We start from the raw sequence: 18,488 nt of genomic DNA on the forward strand, positions 1-18,488 counted from the left end.
GACGGCTGGGTCGGGCAAGGTCAATAACGCTCGACTCTGAGATGTGTCTCCACCTCAGGCAGGACCGGGTCCTCCCCAGGGGGGAGAACACTACCTTGGGTAGCGGTTACGCCACCGAGGTGGTGTCACCCGTGCCGGGCCGACCGGTCCGGCCGGCGCGTCCGGGGCCAGGGAGCGACCTGTCCGGCGGTGGGTCAGTCGGCGGGCAGGGCGATCCAGGTGGCGCGGGCGTGGGCCAGGAGGGCGCCGTCGGGGGCGTACAGACTGGAGTGCACCAGGGCCTTGCGTCCCTCGCCGCCGCTTGCCGCCCCGGTCACCACGCACTCGTCGCCCGGTCGGGGCAGCGCCGCGACGCGCACCGCGATCCGGCCGAGCACGTACGGGCGGCCGGGGCCGATCACCGCCCAGCCGCCGGGACAGTCCAGCGCCGCCCAGACCGTCTCCGGGCGGACCTCGGCCGGCACCCGGAACGGGGCCGCCGTCCGGCCGTCGGGGAGCCGGCCGGGGAAGATCCGCAGACCGTCGGGGTGCTCCGGCCCGCACACATAGCAGCCGGGGAAGGGATGACCGGTGAAACCGGCATAGTCGGCGGAGGCGGCCCGCGCGGTGGCCAGGTCCACGCCCGGCACGGTCGGGCTGAACTCCGCCACCGGCGCCACCTGGGCGATGAGCGCCCCGTCCGGGTCGTGGACCTCGTGGCGGCCGGGCTGGTCGGTGGAGGGCATCGTACGCAGCGGCACCCCCAGCGGTGGGGGCCGGCGCAGGGTCACCTCGACCGTCCCCGGCGGCGCGACGGCGGAGCCGGCGTCCCCGCCTGTGCCGCCGACCGCGGTGGCGAAGACCCCGGCGCTCCAGCCGCCGTTGCCCGAGCCGGGCGGTCCGTTGTAGCGCGCCTCGATGATCATCCGGTAGGTCCTCCGTCGCCCCGCCCGGCGGCGGTGCCGGGCCCCCGGGCAGCCTGCCACGTCCCCCCGCCCGGCGACAGGTGCCCGCCCGGCGACAGGCGTTCATCCGATCGACATCCACCGAACCGGTACCCGGCAACCCCGGTCGCCTACACAGTGCTCATGGCCGTTCCGAACGCCACTGGCACCCCCCTGACGACCAGTGGATACACCCTGCACATCGCTGACCGCCCGGCCGAGGTGGCGGCCGCCCAGCGGCTGCGGCACGAGGTGTTCGGCACCGAACTCGGTGCCACCCTGCGCCCCGGCGTCGCCGGGCTGGACACCGACGACCTCGACCCCTGGTGCGACCACCTGATCGTCCGCGAGGAGCGGACCGGCGCGGTGGTCGGCACGTACCGGCTGCTGCCGCCGGGGCGCACCGACCGCCGGTACGCCGAGCAGGAGTTCGACCTGACCGCGCTCGACCCGCTCCGGGACGACCTGGTCGAGGTCGGTCGCTCCTGCGTGCACCCGGACCACCGCTCCGGCGCGGTGATCAACCTGATGTGGGCCGGCATCGCCCGCTACCTGCACCTGCGGGGACGCCGCTGGCTGGGCGGCTGCGCCTCGGTGCCGCTGGCCGACGGCGGGCACACCGCCGCCGGAGTGTGGGAGCGGGTGCGGGCCGGGCACCTCGCGCCCCCACCCCTGCGGGTCCGGCCGCACCGCCCCTGGTTCGCCGAGCCGGACGCCCCGTCGCCGGCCGGCGACGCCGGGCGCACGGTGGTGCCACCGCTGCTGCGCGGATACCTGCGGCTGGGCGCGTGGGTCTGCGGCGAACCCGCCTACGACCCGGACTTCGCGGTGGCCGACTTCGACGTGCTGCTCAGCCTGGACCGGATGAACCCGCGCTACCTGCGGCACTTCCTCGGCGAGCCGGCCGCCCCGCGCCGGGCCGGGGCCACGGCGTGAGCGCCGTCGGGTACGACCTCTGGCGTCCGCTCTCCGCGTGCGGCGCGGACTGCCTGCCGGCCGACGGTCACCCGGCGGCCGTACCGGTCACCCGGCGGGTGGCCCGCCTGCTGGCCGTACTCGGGATGCTGCTGGCCGGAGCCGCGCTGGCCGCCGCGTTGCCACTGCTGCCCGCTCCCGCCCGGCGGGCCGGGTGCCGGGTCTGGGCGCGCGGCACGGCGCGGGCGTTCGGCGTGCGGCTGGTGGTCCGGGGCCGACCGCCGCGCGGCCGGGCGCTGCTGGTCGCCAACCACGTCTCCTGGCTGGACGTCGTGGCGCTGTTCGCGGTCGCCCCGGCCCGGATGCTGGCCAAACGGGAGGTGCGGGACTGGCCCCTGGTCGGCCTGCTCGCCCGAGGCGCCGGCACGGTCTTCGTCGACCGCTCCCGCCCCCGGGCGCTGCCGGTGACCGTGCGCCGGGTGGCCGACCTGCTCCGGGCGGGCCGGCAGGTCGCGGTCTACCCGGAGGGGACCACCTGGTGCGGTACGGTCGACCCGGTCCACGCCCGACCCCGGCCGGGCTTCCGGCCGGCGGTGTTCCAGGCGGCGGTCGACACCGGCACACCGGTCGTGCCGGTCCGGATCGCCTACCGCTGCGCCTCGGCCGGCGTCGACACCACCGTCCCGGCCTTCCTCGGCGAGGAGAACCTCTGGCGGTCGGTACGGCGGGTGCTCGGCGCCCGGGACCTGGTGGTGTCGGTGACCGTCGGCGCGGCCCTGCACCCCGCGCCCGGGGCGGACCGGCGTGGCCTGGCCCGGACGGCGGAGTCCGCGCTGCGGCTGATGCCGGTGTGGAAGAGTGGTACCTGAGTCCGATTCACCGAGCCGGCCGGCTTTCAGGGTTTTTGCAGGAAGCGCCCAGCCCGGGCGCAGCGTCGTCACGGATGATGGCCACATGGCCCCTACCCAGACCGAGGCGCGACTGCTCGTCGTCGAGGACGACCCGAACATCCTCGAACTCCTCTCCGCGAGCCTGCGCTTCGCCGGCTTCGACGTGGCGACGGCGACCAGCGGCAGCGCGGCGTTGAACGCCGCCAAGGACCACCGCCCCGACCTGGTCGTCCTCGACGTGATGCTGCCCGACCTGGACGGCTTCGAGGTGATCCGGATGCTCCGCGAGGGCGGGACCCGGACACCGGTGGTCTTCCTGACCGCGCGGGACGCCACCGACGACAAGATCCGGGGCCTGACGCTGGGCGGCGACGACTACGTCACCAAACCGTTCAGCCTGGAGGAGCTGACCGCCCGGATCCGGGCGGTGCTGCGGCGCACGGTCACCGGGGAGCACTCGCCGTCCCGCCTCACCTTCGCCGACCTGGAACTGGACGAGGAGACCCACGAGGTGCACCGCGCCGGGCAGCGGGTGCAGCTCTCGCCGACCGAGTTCAAGCTGCTGCGCTACCTGATGCTCAACGCCAACCGGGTGCTGTCCAAGGCGCAGATCCTCGACCACGTCTGGAACTACGACTTCCGGGGCGACGACAACATCGTCGAGTCGTACATCTCCTACCTGCGGCGGAAGGTGGACAACACCCAGCCCCGCCTGATCCACACCCTCCGTGGGGTCGGCTACGTGCTGCGCAAGCCGGCGGCGTGAACGTCGTCGACCAGGCGAAGGGACGACTGCGGGCCGTACCGCTACGGGTCAAGCTGGTCGCGGCCGTGCTCGCCCTGGTCGCCGCCGCCCTCGTGGTGATCAGCACGCTGACCACCTTCTTCCTCCGCACCTACCTGGTCGACCAGGTGGACGCGGAACTGCGCAGCAACGAGGCGACCATCCGGGGCGCGATCAGCCGCCTGCTGTCCGAGGGGAACCCGCAGAAGGCGGACCTGCCGACCGACTACATGGTCGCGGTGATCGACGCCAGCGGGGTCGAGCCGCTGCGGTACGACACCAGCAACCTGGGCCCGTCGGACCTGCCCGCGTTGTCCGGAACGCTCGCCAGCGCCCAGGAGCGCGTCGGTGAGCCGTTCACGGTGCGCTCCCAGGACGGCGGAATCCGCTGGCGGATCCTCTACATCCAGCTTCCCGACGGTCCGGTGCTCGCCATCGGGCAGCACCTCTCCGACGTCGACCAGGCGGTCAAACAGCTCATCTGGATAGACCTGCTGGTCGGTGGCGCGGTGCTGATCCTGCTCGCCTCGATCGGCGCGGCGATCGTGCGGACCAGCCTGAAACCGCTTGTCGACATCGAGCGGACGGCCGCCGCGATCGCCGGCGGCGACCTGACCCGACGGGTGCCCGACCCGGAACAGGGCAACGAGTGCCCCACCTCCGAGCTGGGCCGCCTCTCCCGGGCACTGAACTCGATGCTCACCCAGATCGAGGCGGCCTTCACCGCCCGGGCCGCCTCCGAGGCGTCGGCCCGGTGGGCCGAGGCCGCCGCCCGGGACGCCGCCGAGGCGGCGCGCGCCTCCGAGGCGCGGGCGATCCGCTCCGAGGAACGGATGCGGCAGTTCGTCGCGGACGCCTCGCACGAGCTGCGGACCCCGCTGACCACCATCCGGGGCTTCGCCGAGCTGTACCGGCAGGGCGCGGCCCGCGAGCCCGGGGAGACCGCCGGTCTGCTGCGCCGGATCGAGGACGAGGCCGCCCGGATGGGGCTGCTCGTGGAGGACCTGTTGCTGCTGGCGCGGCTCGACCGGGAACGGCCCCTGTCGCTCGCGCCGGTGGAGCTGCCGGTGCTCGCCGCCGACGCCGTCCAGGCCGCCCGGGTGGTCGCCCCGGACCGCCGGATCAGCCTGGACATCGCCCCGAACTCCGGTCCGCTCGTGGTCCGCGGCGACGACGCCCGGTTGCGGCAGATCATCGGCAACCTGATGACCAACGCGCTGACCCACACGCCACCGGACGCGTCGGTGACCCTGCGGCTGCGCGCCGAGGACGCGACGGCCGTGGTGGAGGTGGTCGACACCGGGCCGGGGCTCTCCGAGGAGCAGGCCGAACGGGTCTTCGAGCGGTTCTACCGGGCCGACGCGGCGCGCACCCGACGGGTCGGCGGGGCCAACGGGACCGGGCTGGGACTGGCCATCGTCGCCGCCCTGGTCGCCGTGCACCAGGGCACCGTCGAGGCGGTGCCCACCCCGGGGGGCGGCGCGACGTTCCGGGTCCGGCTGCCGCTGGCCCCCGAGGAGCCGGGCGACTCCGGGGAGGAAGCAGACAGCGACGGCCGGTGATTTTCAGGCAACATTCAGGCGGGTTCCAGGCTGGACGCAGCCCGTCGGGGCAAGGTAGGGACATGACCGAGTACGAGACCGACCCGCAGCGGCGACCGGCCGACGCCGAGCCGGTGCACCCCACCGCCGAGCTGCCCCGCGCCGAGCACGCGCAGTCGCCGTACGCCCCGGACGCCGCTGCGACGGCCGCCGACCGTTCCGGGGCCGGGGCGTCCACGGTGACGCCCCCCGCCTCCGACGTGCCGGCGACCGGCCCCGCGCCGGCCGGCACCCCCACGTCCTCCTTCGCCTCCACCGCCGCCCCGCACGAGGCCCCCGCTCCGGCCGGCGTTCCCGGCGCGGCTCCGGCCGGCGCTCCGGGCTCGGCTCCGGCCCCGTCCGGTGCTCCCGTGTCGGGCCCGGTCGGCGGATCGCAGGGCTGGCGACCGGCCGAGCCGGCGTCCCCCTCCGTCCCGCCCTACCCGGGCCACGTGTCCGCCCAGCCCGGTCACCCCTCGTCCGGCGGCCCCTACCCGAACACCCCCTGGTATCCGGGGAGCCAGGGCGGTTGGCAGGCCGGCCACCCGGGGCAGCCCGGTCCGTTCGGGCCCGTGCCGCCCGGTGGGCCGGTGCCGCCGTGGGCGCAGGGTCCGGCCCCCCGCCCCGCCCAGCCGGGCCGGGTGGCCAAGTTCGCCGCGGCCGGGGTCGCCGCGCTGGCCCTGATGTTCGGTTCCGGTGTCGGTGGGGGCGTGCTCGCGCTCGCCCTGTTCGAGGATGCCGGCACCAAGGTCACCTACTCCGCCGCTCCGGTGCTCGACGGCGCCGACCTGCCGAAGATCGCCGCTGGCGTGCAGGACAGCGTGGTCTCCATCCAGGCCGGCAGCGGCGAGGGTTCCGGTGTCATCCTCAGCGCCGACGGATTCGTGCTGACCAACAACCACGTGGTCGCCTCCGCCGGCCGGGAGTCCGTGCAGGTGGTCTTCGCCAACGGCAGGCGGGCCACGGCCGAGATCGTCGGTACCGACCCGAGGACCGACCTCGCGGTGGTGAAGGCGTCCGGCGTCTCCGGTCTCCAGCCGGCCAAGCTCGGCGACAGCGACGCGATGCAGGTCGGCGACCAGGTGCTCGCCCTGGGCAGCCCGCTCGGCCTCCAGGGATCGGTGACCGCCGGCATCATCAGCGCCCGGGACCGGACCATCCGGGCCGGCAGCCAGCAGGACCCGCAGGCCGGCGGCAGTTCCATCTCCGGCCTGCTCCAGACCGACGCCCCGATCAACCCGGGCAACTCCGGCGGCGCGCTGGTCAACACCCGCGGCGAGGTGATCGGCATCAACACCGCGATCGCCACCAGCGGCCAGAGCAGCGGGAACATCGGCGTCGGCTTCGCCATCCCGAGCAACAAGGCCAAGCTCGTCGCCGAGCAGCTCCAGCGGGGCGAGGACGTCAGCCACCCCTCGCTCGGGGTCAGCGTCACCGGTGCCGAGGGCGGCGGCGCGCTGGTCTCCACGGTCACCCCGGGCAGTGCCGCCGAGAAGGCCGGCCTGCGCCAGGGCGACGTGATCACCAAGTTCGGCGACAAGAGCATCGGCGACTCGAACGACCTGGTGGCGGCCGTGCAGGCCGGCAAGGTAGGCGACCGGGTGGAGATCGAGTACCGCCGCGACGGCGCGACCGCCACCGTCACCGCGACGCTCGCCGAGGCGTCCTGACCGAAACTGTCTCCTCCCCACTGGCGGCGGGCGGCGGAACCGAGGGGGTCGGTTCCGTCGCCCGCCGCCCCCTGTGCCCACCCGGGCCGGGTGAGGTCACCTCACCCCGGTCGCGGGCACCGTCGACGGCATCCGTGGCGGCAGGGGAGAGGGGAGCGGCATGACCACAGCGAGGAGACGACCCACCGACGGGCAGATCCAGCAGGACGTCTCCGAGGAGCTGGTCTGGGAACCCCGCGTCCCGTCGACCGGGGTCGGGGTGACCGTCCACGACGGGGTGGTGACGCTCACCGGCCAGGTGGGCAGCTACGCGGAACGGTGGGCCGCCGAGCGGAGCGCGCAGCGGGTGCGTGGGGTCCGGGCGGTCGCCGACGAGCTGGAGGTGCGCCTCGACGCCGACGCGGAACGCACCGACGCCGAGGTGGCGCTCGCGGCGGTCCGGGCGCTCGAATGGGACAGCTACGTACCGGCCGAGCGGCTCGACGTCACCGTCGCCAACGGCTGGGTGATGCTCCGGGGCCAGGTGGAGTTCGGCTTCGAGCGTCGGGCGGCCGAGCGCGAGCTGCGCCGGCTGCGTGGCGTGCGGGGCATCACGAACCTGGTCCGGGTACGCCCCCGTGGCCCGTCCACCGGGCAGGAGCTGCGCCAGCGGATCCAGCGGACGCTGATGCGTCGGGCCGGCACGGAGGGGGTCACGGTCGAGGTGGCCGGGGACGCCGTGCTGCTCGCCGGCATGGTGCACACCCTTGCCGACCGGGACGAGGCGGAACGCGTCGCCTGGTCGACCCCGGGGGTCGGCGTGGTACGTACCGAGGTGTCCGTCTCCGGTTGAGCCGGCCCGGTCCGGTCGTTTACCCCCGGCGGTGACGGGAAGACGCCGTTCGGAACCTGACAGGGGAGGCGTCTCGTCGTGAACCACTCGTCCGCCGCGCGCGAAGGGCCGTTGCGGATCGCCATGGTGGTGCCTCCCTGGTACCCGGTGCCCCCGTCCGGCTACGGCGGCCTCGAACAGGTGGTGGCCGGTCTGGTCGACGGTCTGGTCAACCGGGGACACCGGGTGACGGTTTTCGGCGCGGGTGCCCGCCACGGCACGGACGCGGCCTACGTCCCGACGGTCGGTGAACTCCAGCACGAGCGGCTCGGCGAGTCCCTGCCCGAGCTGGCCCACCTGGCCCGGGTGCACCGAGCGCTCGATCCGGACCGGTTCGACGTGGTCCACGACCACACCACGATCGGGCCGTTGATGGCCGACCGGCGGAGCGTGCCCACGGTCGCCACCGTGCACGGCAACCCGGTCGGTGAGTACGGCGACGTGCTGAGCCAGGTGCCCCCCTCGGTCGGCCTGGTCGCCATCTCGCACGCCCAGCGACGGCTGAACACCGGCCTGCCCTGGGTCGGGACCGTGCACAACGCCCTGGAGACCGCGCTCTTCCCGCGTAAGCACGCGCCGGGCACCGGTCCGGTGCTCTGGCTGGCCCGGTTCAGCCCGGACAAGGGCCCGGAGGTGGCCGTCGCGGCCTGCCGGGCGGCGGGCCTGCCCCTGGTGCTGGCCGGGAAGTGCAACGAGCCGGGCGAGCGCCGCCACTACACGGAGGTGGTCGAGCCGCTGCTCGGGCCGGACGTGCGGGTGGTGTTCGACGCCGACCGGGACACCTGCCTGCGGCTGCTGGTGGAGGCCCGTTGCCTGATCATGCCGATCCAGTGGGACGAGCCGTTCGGCATGGTGATGGTCGAGGCGATGGCGACCGGCACCCCGGTGGTCGCGTTGAACCGGGGCGCCGTGCCCGAGGTGGTCCGGCCCGGGGTGACCGGGCTGGTCCGCGACCGGCCGGAGGAGCTGCCGGCCGCGCTGCGCGAGGTGGACCGGCTGCGGCCGGAGGACTGCGTGGCGCACGTGGCGGAGCACTTCTCCACCGCCGGGATGGCGCGTGGGTACGAGGCCGTGTACCGGCGCTCGGCCGCCCGGGCGCACCCCGTCCCCGCCGAGCCGGTCCGGACGCCCGTCCGCTGACGGCTCCCGTCGGCTCGTGCCGTTCGCGCCGCAGAACAGCCGGCGCGCGACGTGACCTCCTGAGACGGATTGATGACACAGGTTCCGGCGACCGGATCTGCGTCAGCACCCGGTGCGACCCCCGTTTCCCGCCCGGTCGCCTTTCTGCTGGTCACCCGGATCCGCCGGGTCGTCACGGGGCCGACGTGGGTCGTGGCGGTGACATGAATCCGACGAACGGGCGTCCGATTGATCGGTGAATGGCCTACTGGTCCCGTCCGTTGTTGAAATGCAGCAGAACCGCCTGGATGAGGCGAGCTTTCGCCGACGACGGTTCCTGCTTTACTTCACGTCACTGGTCCCGCCTTCAAGCGGAAGGGGAGTGCCGCCGCGTGGGGGCTCCAGCCGAATTTTCACCCACCCCCGGGAAATGAGGTCCACTGTGGTTGCGATGGAGAAGGCGATAGCGGGGTTCACGGGAACGGACGAGAAGGCTCTGCAGGCGAAGGAGCGCATGGAGTTCGTCAAGAGCGCGGCCGAGGCGCATCTCCAGCTTGCCGAAGACCGGATCAGTGCGATGCTGCACGGGACGGGTGGCGGAATCAGCGACCTGTTCATCGTCCCCGGCTCCGTGCAGAACTTCCAGCAGGGATACACCGTCTCGTCGGGGGAGCAGGCCGCACCCGGAATCGATGCGGCAGTGGATCAGTTCTTCTCCGGTCAGTACAAGGATGGCCTGAAGACGGTCGTCCACTCTGCCATCGGTGTCCTGTTCGGCGACACGACGACAGGTGAAACCAAGAAGGACTTCTACTTCGTGACGATGGAACACAACGCCTTCATCCGCGTCGACGTTTCCTTCTGGAAGTACTACTTCACGCAGAAGAGTGTCACCGAAGCGATGGAGCAGGCATTCTGCTACACGTTCGTCAAGTCGGTCGTCGACCACAGGAAGGTCCCTCTCGACACCATGATCTACCTGGTTTCGCAGCACGTGGGCGATGATCTGGACAAGGTGCACGACTTTCTCGACGGCATGCGGAAGCTCTACGCCGACCTCGGCGAGCAGGACCCCGCCGAGACCGCCGAGCGTGTGGCGGCCGCATAACGCGATCAGGCAGGCGCTCCCGCCGGACCGAAGTCACGGAGAGGCGACAGCGGACGGGCGGACGGCCGGGCACCGGTCCGGACGCCCGTCCGCTGACGGATCCGTTGCCGGCGCGCAACTGTGGGTCGACGGTGAACCCGATTGACGGCGGGTTCACCTGCTGACTAGGGTTCGCCCCGTGTCCAGCCCCGAGGCGTCCAGACGCTAGCCACCGGTCTCCGGTGGCGGTGACGTCGCGCTGAAGCGCTGTCGGATCTCCGGACGGCGCGGTTCCGCCGTACCTGCCACCGGACCGCCGTGGGCTGTCCTCGCGAGGCCGCGACCAGGTTCACCACCGCCTCGTCGCCTCCGTGCCGCAGCCCGGTCCCCCTCGCGCGGTGGTTCCCGTGCGCCCCGCCCGGACCGATGGCCCGTCGGCCCCGTCCGGCCGTGCCCGCCGTGAGTCCACCGCGTTCTCTTCATCCATGTACGTCGAGGGACGTGGTGTGCCGTGCCAATTGCCGTCTACCTGCTCGGACTGGCGGTCTTCGCCCAGGGGACGTCCGAGTTCATGCTGTCCGGTCTGCTCCCGGACATCGCCCGTGACCTGCAAGTCTCCGTCCCGGCAGCGGGAGTGCTGACCTCTGCCTTCGCCGGAGGAATGATCATCGGAGCGCCGCTGACGGCGATCCTCAGCCTGCGGTGGCCGAGACGACGGGCACTGCTGGTCTTCCTGCTCGTCTTCATCCTGGTGCACGTCGTCGGGGCGGTCACCACCGACTTCGAGGTCCTGCTGGCCAGCCGGGTCGTCGGAGCGCTGGCGTACGCCGGCTTCCTGGCCGTCGGCCTGGCCACGGTGACCGGGATGGCCGGGCCCGACGCCCGGGGCCGGGCCGCCGCCGTCCTGCTCGGAGGCATCACCCTGGCCTGTGTCGCCGGGGTGCCCGCCGGTGCCCTGCTCGGCCAACTGTGGGGCTGGCGGTCGGCGTTCTGGGCGGTGGCCGCCGTCTCGGTGCCCGCCGTGGTCGCCGTCCTGCGCTCGGTTCCGGCCGGCGCGCCGGACGCAGCCGCCCCCGGCGCCCGGCGGGAACTGCGGGCGCTGCGCCGTCCCCGCCTGCTCGTGCACCTGCTCCTGGGCGCCCTGGTGAACGGCGCGACCTTCTGCACCTTCACCTACCTGGCGCCACTGGTCACCGAGGTCAGCGGCTTCGGCCGGCAGTGGGTGCCCGTCCTACTGGCCCTCTTCGGCCTGGGATCGTTCACCGGGGTGACCATCGGGGGCCGCATGTCGGACTCCCGGCCGATGCGACTCCTCGTGCCCGGTGGGGTTGCCCTGCTGGTCGGCTGGCTCCTGTTCACGGTGACCGTGGAGCACGCGTACGTGGTGTTCCTGCTGGTCTTCGTCCAGGGAACCCTGTCGTTCGCGGTCGGGTCCACCCTCGTCACCCGGGCGCTGTACGAAGCCGTCGAGGCACCGTCCCTGGGTGGCTCGTTCGCGACCGCCGCCCTCAACGTGGGCGCGGCCGTCGGCCCCCTGCTGGGCGGAGCCGCCATCGGGGCGGGATTCGGCTACCGGTCCCCACTCTGGGTCAGTGCGCTGCTGGTCGCCCTGGCGTTCCTGACCGCAGGACTCGCCCGGACGGTGCACAGGCCCGACCGACCCGTCGGGGAGACGGTCCCCACCTGACTCCGGTCGACCCGGCCGGGCGAGGTGAGGACCGAGAAAACCGTGCGCACCTGCTCGCCTCGCCCGGTACGGTCGCGGGCGTGTGCGCGCTACGGAGCCCGGAAGCTCCGCGTGCGGCACCCCGGCAGTCCCCACGTTGAGAGCAGGTCTGGTCGATGGCATGTCGGATCAGTGAACTCGTGCTCGAATGCCGCGACCCGGAAGCGCTGGCGCGGTTCTGGTGCGAGGTCCTGGACTTCGTGGTGCTCGATCGCGAAGAGGACGGCAGCCTGGAGATCGGGCCGCGCGAAGGGTTCGGCGGCGCACAGCCGACGATCATCCTCAGCCCCAGGGACGAGCCGGAGCGGGCGAAGCCCCGGCTGCACATCGACGTCAACGCCACCGACCGCGACCAGGACGCCGAGCTGGAACGCCTCCTGAAGATCGGGGCGCGTCCGGTCGACATCGGCCAGACCGGCGAGGAGTCCTGGCACGTTCTCGCCGACCCCGAGGGCAACGAGTTCTGCCTGCTCAGGGCCCGCCTCAACCCGCTCTGACGGAGCTGGCCCGGCGCGGTGGGCCGGGACCACGAGGCGGGTCAGCCACAGGGCGGCTGCGCCGGGGTTCCGTCCGGCAGCAGTTCGCGCTCAGCCTCCGTGTAGTCGCGACCGGCGACGGCGCACAGGGTACGGAACTGGACCTCGGGACGCAGGTCGACGGTGAGCTGACGCAGCCGGAACGTCTCGTCGCCGTCCCGCACGACGACGGTCAGGTGTTCCCCCCGCATGTACTCTTCCGGCTGGCCGAGGACGTGCAGGGTGTCGGAGTTGCTGGCATCGGCCAGGTCGTGGAGCGTCACCGCGCCCTCGTTGTAGGTGACGACGCGATCTCCGGTGCTGATGCCGATCAGGGCGTGACTCGTCGGAACGGACGCGCTGCCGGCCAGTTGCTTCTGCCCGTCGACGTCCCACACCCGAACCCCTCCGCCGTCGCTCTGCACGGCGAGCCGCGAGCCGCTCTCGTCGAACAGGAACGGAGGTCTTTCGGGCTCGCGATCGTAACCGGTCGGCGAGCTGACCGCCTGCCCGGACAGGGTCGCGATGTGCTGCGGGGTGCGGAGGTCCCACAGCAGAATCTCGCCGAGACCCATACTGCTCCGGGTGACCACCGCGACCTGGCCGGGGTGCTGCGGTCGGGCGACGAGGTGGCCCGTGATGAAGACCTCGCCGAAATGGCGGGGGCCGGTCCAGGAGGCGGATTGGGCGAGGAACGGCCGGGTGAGCAGGGCCCCGCTGGTGGCGTCGACCCGGGCGAGGTGACCGTCGACGGTGGACAGGGCGATCTCGCTGCCCTCCAGGGCGACGACTTTCTCCACCTCGCCGCCCCGGAGGCCCCGATCACCGTCACTCGTCAGTGCCTTCACCCCGGGTAGCACGTCGTCGAGTGGCATCCGGTCGTGCAGGTCCCGTACCGGGTATGCCGCGAGGAGATTGCCCTGCGTGGTCCAGAGCACGACCCACCGGGAGTCCGCGGTCCAGGTGGGCGTGACATCGGGGAAGTAATTGTCGCCGAGTGGTGGAAGCGGCACCGACTGGCGGCGGGTTCCGCCTGAGTCGACGACCTGCAGGCTCTGCTCGTCAGCTATGGCCAGGAAACGCCCGTCCGGGGACATCCGGAAGGCGGCATCCCTGACGGCGGGGAAAGGGCCGCCGGTGTCCTTCTCGGCGCGTACCACCATCAGCGCGGTGCCGATCGGCGCGAGGACGACCAGGCCACCATCGTGGTGTGGCACCGCCGCGAGGCCGGCGTCGGTGAGTTCGTGTGCGCGGGGGACCCGGGCGTGGTGGCTCTCTCCGGTGCTCAGGTCGACCAGGGTCTGCTCGTCGTACTGTCCGGCGTCGGAGCGGTTTCCGGAGTTGCGCGGCAACGGGTGGTACCGCGTGGTGCCGTCCAGAATGCCGCCGGCGGCGGGCAGGTCGATCCGACGGCCGGGGGTAGCGCCGAGAGGCTGTGTGTACCCGGTGGCACCGTCCCTCCAGACCAGGAGTTCGCCACCGGCTCCCAGCCAGACCTCGCTGTTCAGGTTGATCTTCGTGGTGGAGGTGTACCGCAGCTCAGCGGTGCGGAGGTCCCTGATCTCGACCCGCTTGTCGTGATCAGGGGTGGTGTAACTGATCGTCACGACGAAGTTCGGGTCAGCGGTGAACGCCGCCTCGGATGCTCCGCCCGCCGGGGCGAGCCCGTCCGGTACGTGGATACGCGAACCGGACTCGGCCTCCCAGGCTTGCGCCAGGGATTCCTCGGCGTTGCTCTTCATGGTCAGGAGCAGCCGCTTGCTGTCGCTGCTGAAATCCAACGTGGCCCTCGACACCGTCGCCGGCTGACGAACCAGGGGCAGGACCACCGGGTCCGGGGAGCCGTCCAGTCGCCACATGTGCACCGCGCCCGCGGCGGTCACCGCGAAGAACCGACCGTCCGGGCTGAGGGCGTTCCACTGGACCAGCCCCTCCGGGACGCCGTGCAGCTCCCGTGCCCGTGGCTTGCCCTGCACGGCTCCGGTGACCACGGTGTACACCGGTAGGGTGCCACCGAGCGTCGACCGGACCACCAGGACCCGACCATCCGGCGTGGACACCAGGTCACCGGCCCGCCCCCGCCAGACCGACGGGTAGCTACCCAGCAGGTCCTGCCCGCGTACGTACTGGGTCAGCAGAGCCTGGCGGGTCGCGGGGGTCTGCCGGGCGTTCCAGCCGGCCAGCGCGAGCTGCAACGCGGTGGCGGGATCGTCGGCCGGATGCTCCTCGGAAGCCTCGGCGAGCAGGTTCGCGGCCTGGAGGCGGAGCTGCTGTTCGGCGCGCCGAAGGCCCTGCCAGGTGGCGAACGCCAGGACGAGGGAGATCACGGTGAGCAGGGCGAGCGCGCCGACCGCCGTCCTGCGGACGCGGATCCTGCGACGGAAATGGTGACGGCTCAGCTGGATGTAGGCGTGCTCCTCGGCCGAGACGTCCTCGCGGTGCCGGGCCAGCCTGCGGTCCGCCTCGGCCAGGTCGACCCCGCTCAGCAGGCGCGCGGAGTCGCTCTCCCGGGCCTGCCAGCGGTGCCGGTCGGCGCGCAGTTGCTCCTGCCAGGCACGGAAGTCGCGGGACTCCACGAGCCACCCGTGCAGGAGGGGCCAGAGCCCGGTCAGCGCCTCGTGCGCCAGGTCGACGATCTCCTCCGGCCCGGAATCGCCCGGGGCGTGCGAGAGGACGAGGAGCTTGCCGGGTGCCAGTTCCCGGACCAGATCGACCAGTTCGGGGGCGAGCTCCGCGGTACGGGCCGGCCTGCGGACGAAGGCGTCGTTGTCGCCGGGCCGCGCCAACTGCGCGAACAGCCGGGGGGCGAGTTCCTGCTGTTCCCGGGTCAGCGCGGCGTGGACGCCGTCCGCGTAGTTGACGAGCGCCCCCGCGACGCCGCCCAGCTCGTCGTAGGCGGCATGGGTGAGCATCGAACGGCGGCGGCGCTGCCACAACTCGGTCAGCGTGAACTGGACCAGGGGCATCCGTCCGGGCTCGTCGCCCGCGTCCGCGACGATCCGCTCCGGCAGCCCCGGTTCGAACCACAGCCCCGGCACGGCGTCGACGGGTGCGGTCACCGCGCGCTTCAGGTCGTCGGCGGCCAGCGGCGCGAGGAACTGCACGGCGTCGCTGACGAGGTGGGACGTGCCGGCCGTCACCAGCACGTCCAGGGAGTCGGGGCGGGCGGTGGCGATGATCCGTAGCGCGGCTGCCCCGGCCCCGCCGGCCAGGCCGGAGAGCAACCGGAAGAGTTCGCGTGCGTCGGCCGGTACGGCGCGGGCGTACTCCTCGAACTGGTCGACGAAGAGGACGTAGCCGGTGCCCCGGGCGCGTGCGAGGATCCGGCCGCGCAGTTCGGCGAGTATTCCCGCGTCAGCCGCAAGAAGTCGCGCCAGTTCTTCGGCTCGGGTGAGTCGCTCGATTTCGCCGAGCCCCGGTTCCAGGACATCGGTCAGTGCCCGGGCGAGAATCGAGGTCGCGGGAGCGCCCGGAACCGGCCGCAACTCGCATACGTTCATGCCTTCGTTTCGTAGCCGGGGCAGTACCCCGGCCTGCACGAGGGAGGACTTTCCGCATCCCGACGGTCCCACCACGAGCGTCACCGGCCGCCGGTGAACGGCGTCGTGTATCCGGATGGTGTCGCTCTCTCGACCGTGGAAGAACTCGGCATCCTCTTCGGTGAATGCCGTCAGCCCCTGAAAGGGGCAGGGGGACGGCAGAGTGTGCTCGTCGATCAGGTCGGCCGACGGCAGCAGATAGGCGGTGGTCGCGCCCCGGTGCACGGCGACCGTCATCCCGACGACCCCGTCCTGCGCGTCGTCCCAGACCGGGGATCCGCTGAATCCTTCCGCGACCCGCGGCCCGGGCAGTTGCGCCTCCATCTGGAGCAGGCCCGAACCCTGCTCGGCCCGCAGCGTGCCCGACACCCAGTAGCCGTGATCAGCGCCGGCCGGGTAGCCGAACACCCGGAACGAGTGCCCCCAGACGCCGGTCCCGTCGACGAGCCTTGCCGGCCGCGCGCCCTCGACCGGCGCGTCGAGCCGCAGCAGGGCGATGTCAGCTCCTCCGTGACGCCAGGAGAGCACACTCGCCCGCACCGAGGGGCGGGCGGGCAGCAACGGGAAGTCGAGGTCCACGCGCCCGTCGGGTGCCTCTTCCGTGGACGCCGGCAGGTCGAACACCTGCGCGACGACGTGAGCGCAGGTGCACACCACGTCCGGAGCTATCAGGAAACCCGCGCCGACCACCTCGCCGTCGGCCAGGCGTATCCGCGCCTGCGAGGCCTGCAGGCTGTCGGTCCGCCACTCCACGGTCACGGTCCCGCCTTCCTTCCCGTTCGCGCCGACCGGCCCCGGAACGCGACGGCGACGTCAACGGCGGGCCGGCTTTCAGAAGTGCGAACCCCAGCTCACTCGTCAGTGGTCGACGCCGACGGTGTGGCGTCGCTCCGTTGCCACTCGAACAGGACCTTCACCTGTCCCTCGACTCCGGTCTCGGCCAACACCAACCGGCCCTTGGCGGTGACCTTCACCCCCAGTTCGATGGCCACCCGATCGGGCGGGTGCGCCTGATTCCACGCCTGTCGAGCAACCCCGGCGGCGATGGTGCGGAACTGGGCGAAGGAGTCCTCGAACGATTCGGTGAGGCGACCCACCACGTCGCCTGCTCGACCTGCCGAAACGATTCCCTCCACCTGCTCGGTCACCTCGGCGAGCACGACCGAACCGTCCGACAGGGGCACCTCGACGTAGAACGGCATCTGATCAATCCCCTCCGGCGGTCACCCGGTGTCCAAATGCAACACGATATGGGGGACTGGCAAACTTTTTGATCAGCTCAGGTCTATGCCCGCGCGGCGGCGAGACGTTGCAGGGCGGTGTCGAGCTGGCGGGCGTACCCGGGGGTGATCGCGCCCTCGCTGACCCGGCGCGCGACCTTCTCCCGCAGCTGCGCCACCGACTGCGTCACGTCGTGCTGGCCGACGGCCGCGGCGGCGGTCAGGTTGCGCAGGTGGTTGTCCAGGTCGAGGCCGACGTCCTCGCGGATCTCGCCGGCCGTCACCCCGGCGTCGATGAGCTGGTCGAGCCGACCCACCGCGCTCTCCAGCGTCTCCCCGTCCGGAACGGTCGGAGGTTGCGACGGTGCGTCCGCCGGCGGCCGGGACGGCCGTGCGGTTGCCGTCCCGGCCGGGTCGGGCGACTCGTCGGTCGGCTCGACCGCTGGCCCGGTGGTCGGCTGGACCTGCGCGGGCGGAGGCGTGGTCGCGGGGTCGTCCGGCCAGGCCAGCGCGACCGGGACGAGCACCGCGACCGCCCCGGCGGCCAGGGCGAGGACCCACCGGCCCGGTCGCCGGTCCGGTGGTGTGTGCGCCCGCACCCCGTCGGCCGGTATCCGACCGACCGGCGGGGCGGGCGCCGCTGCCGGACCGGCCGTCCCGGGCACCGGGGCGGGCTCGCTCGGTGGCAACGGCACGGTCTGCGCGGGAGCCGGTTCGGTGGCCAGTTGCCGGCGCAGCGCCTCGGCGACCTGACGCGCGGTCGGGCGTTCCGCCGGATCCCGGGCGAGGCAGCGCAGGCAGGTCCGCGCCACCGGAGGCGGCAGGTCCGGTACGCCGGCCAGCGACGGCGCCTCCCGGGTCTCCAACGCCACGCTGAGCTGTTCCCAGGTGTCCGCCGGATACGGCACCCGGCCGGTCAACGTCTCGTACAGCAGCACGCCGAGGGAGTAGACGTCGGTCGACGGCTGGGCGGGTACCCCGTCGAGGCGTTCCGGTGCGACGTACGCGGGGGTGCCGAACGTGCCGCCGTCCTCGTCCTCGTCCGGGGCGCCGATCCGGGTGGCGATGCCGAAGTCGAGGACCTTCGCCCCGACCGAGGTCATCATCACGTTGGCCGGCGTGATGTCCCGGTGCACGATGCCGAGCCGGTGGGCGGCGGCGAGGGCGTCGGCCACCTGCACGCCGATCTCCACCGCCTCGGTCCACGGCAGCGGCCCCTCGGTGAGCCGGCACTCCAGCTCCTCGCCGCTGAGCAGCTCCATCACCACGAACGAGGTGATCGTGCCGTCCGGGGCGATCGCCTCGCCGTAGTCGTGCACCGAGGTGACGTGCGGGTGGACGAGCTGCGCGGCGGACCGGGCCTCCTCCCGGACCATGTCCCGGAAGCGGGCGTCGGCGGCCAGTGACGGGGCGAGCACCTTCACCGCGACGATCCGGTCGAGGACCTCGTCGCGGGCCCGCCAGATTACCGACATGCCGCCGGAGCCGATCCGGTCGACCAACCGGTACCGGCGCGCCAGCAGGCTGCCGGCGTGAAGCGCTCCCATCACTGAACGCACCTGCCTCGGGTCGGAGCGGTATCAGGTTGCGGGAATGTGTCCGGGGTGTCAACGGTTGGCCGGTTCTGCGGGACGGTACGGCCGCCCGCC

The 18,488-nt window shown here is 72.8% G+C and carries 14 protein-coding genes; 10 read left to right on the top strand and 4 right to left on the bottom strand.

Annotated features, from left to right (window positions below; genetic code table 11):
* Positions 1-194: 194 nt before the first annotated feature.
* A complete protein-coding gene (locus tag QSK20_RS13685; protein WP_285788989.1) occupies positions 195-905 on the bottom strand; it encodes a hotdog fold domain-containing protein in 711 nt (236 codons plus the stop codon).
* Positions 906-1,067: 162 nt separating this feature from the next.
* Here QSK20_RS13685 and QSK20_RS13690 point away from each other — a divergent pair, with 162 nt between their 5' ends.
* From QSK20_RS13690 to QSK20_RS13735, 10 genes are all read left to right on the top strand, one after another.
* Positions 1,068-1,859 (top strand): GNAT family N-acetyltransferase, encoded by a 792-nt coding sequence (locus tag QSK20_RS13690; RefSeq protein WP_285788990.1) that lies wholly within the window; start codon positions 1,068-1,070, stop codon positions 1,857-1,859.
* A complete protein-coding gene (locus QSK20_RS13695) occupies positions 1,856-2,707 on the top strand; it encodes a lysophospholipid acyltransferase family protein (protein ID WP_285788991.1) in 852 nt (283 codons plus the stop codon). Before QSK20_RS13690 ends, QSK20_RS13695 begins: the two co-directional genes overlap by 4 nt.
* A gap of 85 nt (positions 2,708-2,792) precedes the next feature.
* On the top strand, positions 2,793-3,494 hold the full coding sequence (locus QSK20_RS13700; protein WP_145836801.1) for a response regulator transcription factor: 702 nt from the start codon (positions 2,793-2,795) through the stop codon (positions 3,492-3,494).
* Entirely contained in the window at positions 3,491-5,074 is a 1,584-nt protein-coding gene (locus QSK20_RS13705; RefSeq protein WP_285788992.1) for a sensor histidine kinase, read from the top strand. Before QSK20_RS13700 ends, QSK20_RS13705 begins: the two co-directional genes overlap by 4 nt.
* A gap of 62 nt (positions 5,075-5,136) precedes the next feature.
* Positions 5,137-6,762, top strand: coding sequence for a S1C family serine protease (locus QSK20_RS13710; RefSeq protein ID WP_285788993.1), 1,626 nt, complete (start codon positions 5,137-5,139; stop codon positions 6,760-6,762).
* 160 nt (positions 6,763-6,922) lie between these two features.
* Positions 6,923-7,594 carry a BON domain-containing protein gene (locus QSK20_RS13715; protein ID WP_285788994.1) on the top strand — a complete coding sequence of 224 codons (672 nt, stop codon included), beginning with the start codon at positions 6,923-6,925 and terminating at the stop codon, positions 7,592-7,594.
* A 123-nt stretch (positions 7,595-7,717) separates the two neighbouring features.
* Entirely contained in the window at positions 7,718-8,773 is a 1,056-nt protein-coding gene (locus tag QSK20_RS13720; protein ID WP_285789104.1) for a glycosyltransferase family 4 protein, read from the top strand.
* 430 nt (positions 8,774-9,203) lie between these two features.
* Positions 9,204-9,860, top strand: coding sequence for a hypothetical protein (locus tag QSK20_RS13725; RefSeq protein WP_285788995.1), 657 nt, complete (start codon positions 9,204-9,206; stop codon positions 9,858-9,860).
* A 490-nt stretch (positions 9,861-10,350) separates the two neighbouring features.
* Entirely contained in the window at positions 10,351-11,526 is a 1,176-nt protein-coding gene (locus QSK20_RS13730) for a Cmx/CmrA family chloramphenicol efflux MFS transporter (RefSeq protein ID WP_285788996.1), read from the top strand.
* A 155-nt stretch (positions 11,527-11,681) separates the two neighbouring features.
* Complete coding sequence (locus QSK20_RS13735) at positions 11,682-12,062, top strand: VOC family protein (protein WP_285788997.1); 381 nt, start codon at positions 11,682-11,684, stop codon at positions 12,060-12,062.
* A gap of 41 nt (positions 12,063-12,103) precedes the next feature.
* Here QSK20_RS13735 and QSK20_RS13740 read toward each other — a convergent pair whose 3' ends face one another.
* From QSK20_RS13740 to QSK20_RS13750, 3 genes are all read right to left on the bottom strand, one after another.
* Positions 12,104-16,378: an nSTAND1 domain-containing NTPase gene (locus tag QSK20_RS13740; RefSeq protein WP_285788998.1), complete on the bottom strand. Its 4,275-nt coding sequence runs from the start codon at positions 16,376-16,378 to the stop codon at positions 12,104-12,106.
* A 92-nt stretch (positions 16,379-16,470) separates the two neighbouring features.
* On the bottom strand, positions 16,471-16,779 hold the full coding sequence (locus tag QSK20_RS13745) for a CU044_2847 family protein (protein ID WP_285788999.1): 309 nt from the start codon (positions 16,777-16,779) through the stop codon (positions 16,471-16,473).
* Positions 16,780-16,904: 125 nt separating this feature from the next.
* On the bottom strand, positions 16,905-18,386 hold the full coding sequence (locus tag QSK20_RS13750) for a serine/threonine-protein kinase (RefSeq protein WP_285789105.1): 1,482 nt from the start codon (positions 18,384-18,386) through the stop codon (positions 16,905-16,907).
* Positions 18,387-18,488 lie beyond the last annotated feature (102 nt).

Source organism: Micromonospora sp. NBRC 101691 (assembly GCF_030269285.1).
GTDB lineage: Bacteria > Actinomycetota > Actinomycetes > Mycobacteriales > Micromonosporaceae > Micromonospora > Micromonospora echinospora.

Bases quoted from the DNA above. Each gene is read 5' to 3' on its own strand.
- QSK20_RS13685 (WP_285788989.1), bottom strand. From the start codon at position 905: ATGATCATCGAGGCGCGCTACAACGGACCGCCCGGCTCGGGCAACGGC.
- QSK20_RS13720 (WP_285789104.1), top strand. From the start codon at position 7,718: ATGGTGGTGCCTCCCTGGTACCCGGTGCCCCCGTCCGGCTACGGCGGC.
- QSK20_RS13715 (WP_285788994.1), top strand. From the start codon at position 6,923: ATGACCACAGCGAGGAGACGACCCACCGACGGGCAGATCCAGCAGGAC.
- QSK20_RS13700 (WP_145836801.1), top strand. From the start codon at position 2,793: ATGGCCCCTACCCAGACCGAGGCGCGACTGCTCGTCGTCGAGGACGAC.
- QSK20_RS13690 (WP_285788990.1), top strand. From the start codon at position 1,068: ATGGCCGTTCCGAACGCCACTGGCACCCCCCTGACGACCAGTGGATAC.
- QSK20_RS13750 (WP_285789105.1), bottom strand. From the start codon at position 18,386: ATGGGAGCGCTTCACGCCGGCAGCCTGCTGGCGCGCCGGTACCGGTTG.
- QSK20_RS13735 (WP_285788997.1), top strand. From the start codon at position 11,682: ATGGCATGTCGGATCAGTGAACTCGTGCTCGAATGCCGCGACCCGGAA.
- QSK20_RS13725 (WP_285788995.1), top strand. From the start codon at position 9,204: ATGGAGAAGGCGATAGCGGGGTTCACGGGAACGGACGAGAAGGCTCTG.
- QSK20_RS13710 (WP_285788993.1), top strand. From the start codon at position 5,137: ATGACCGAGTACGAGACCGACCCGCAGCGGCGACCGGCCGACGCCGAG.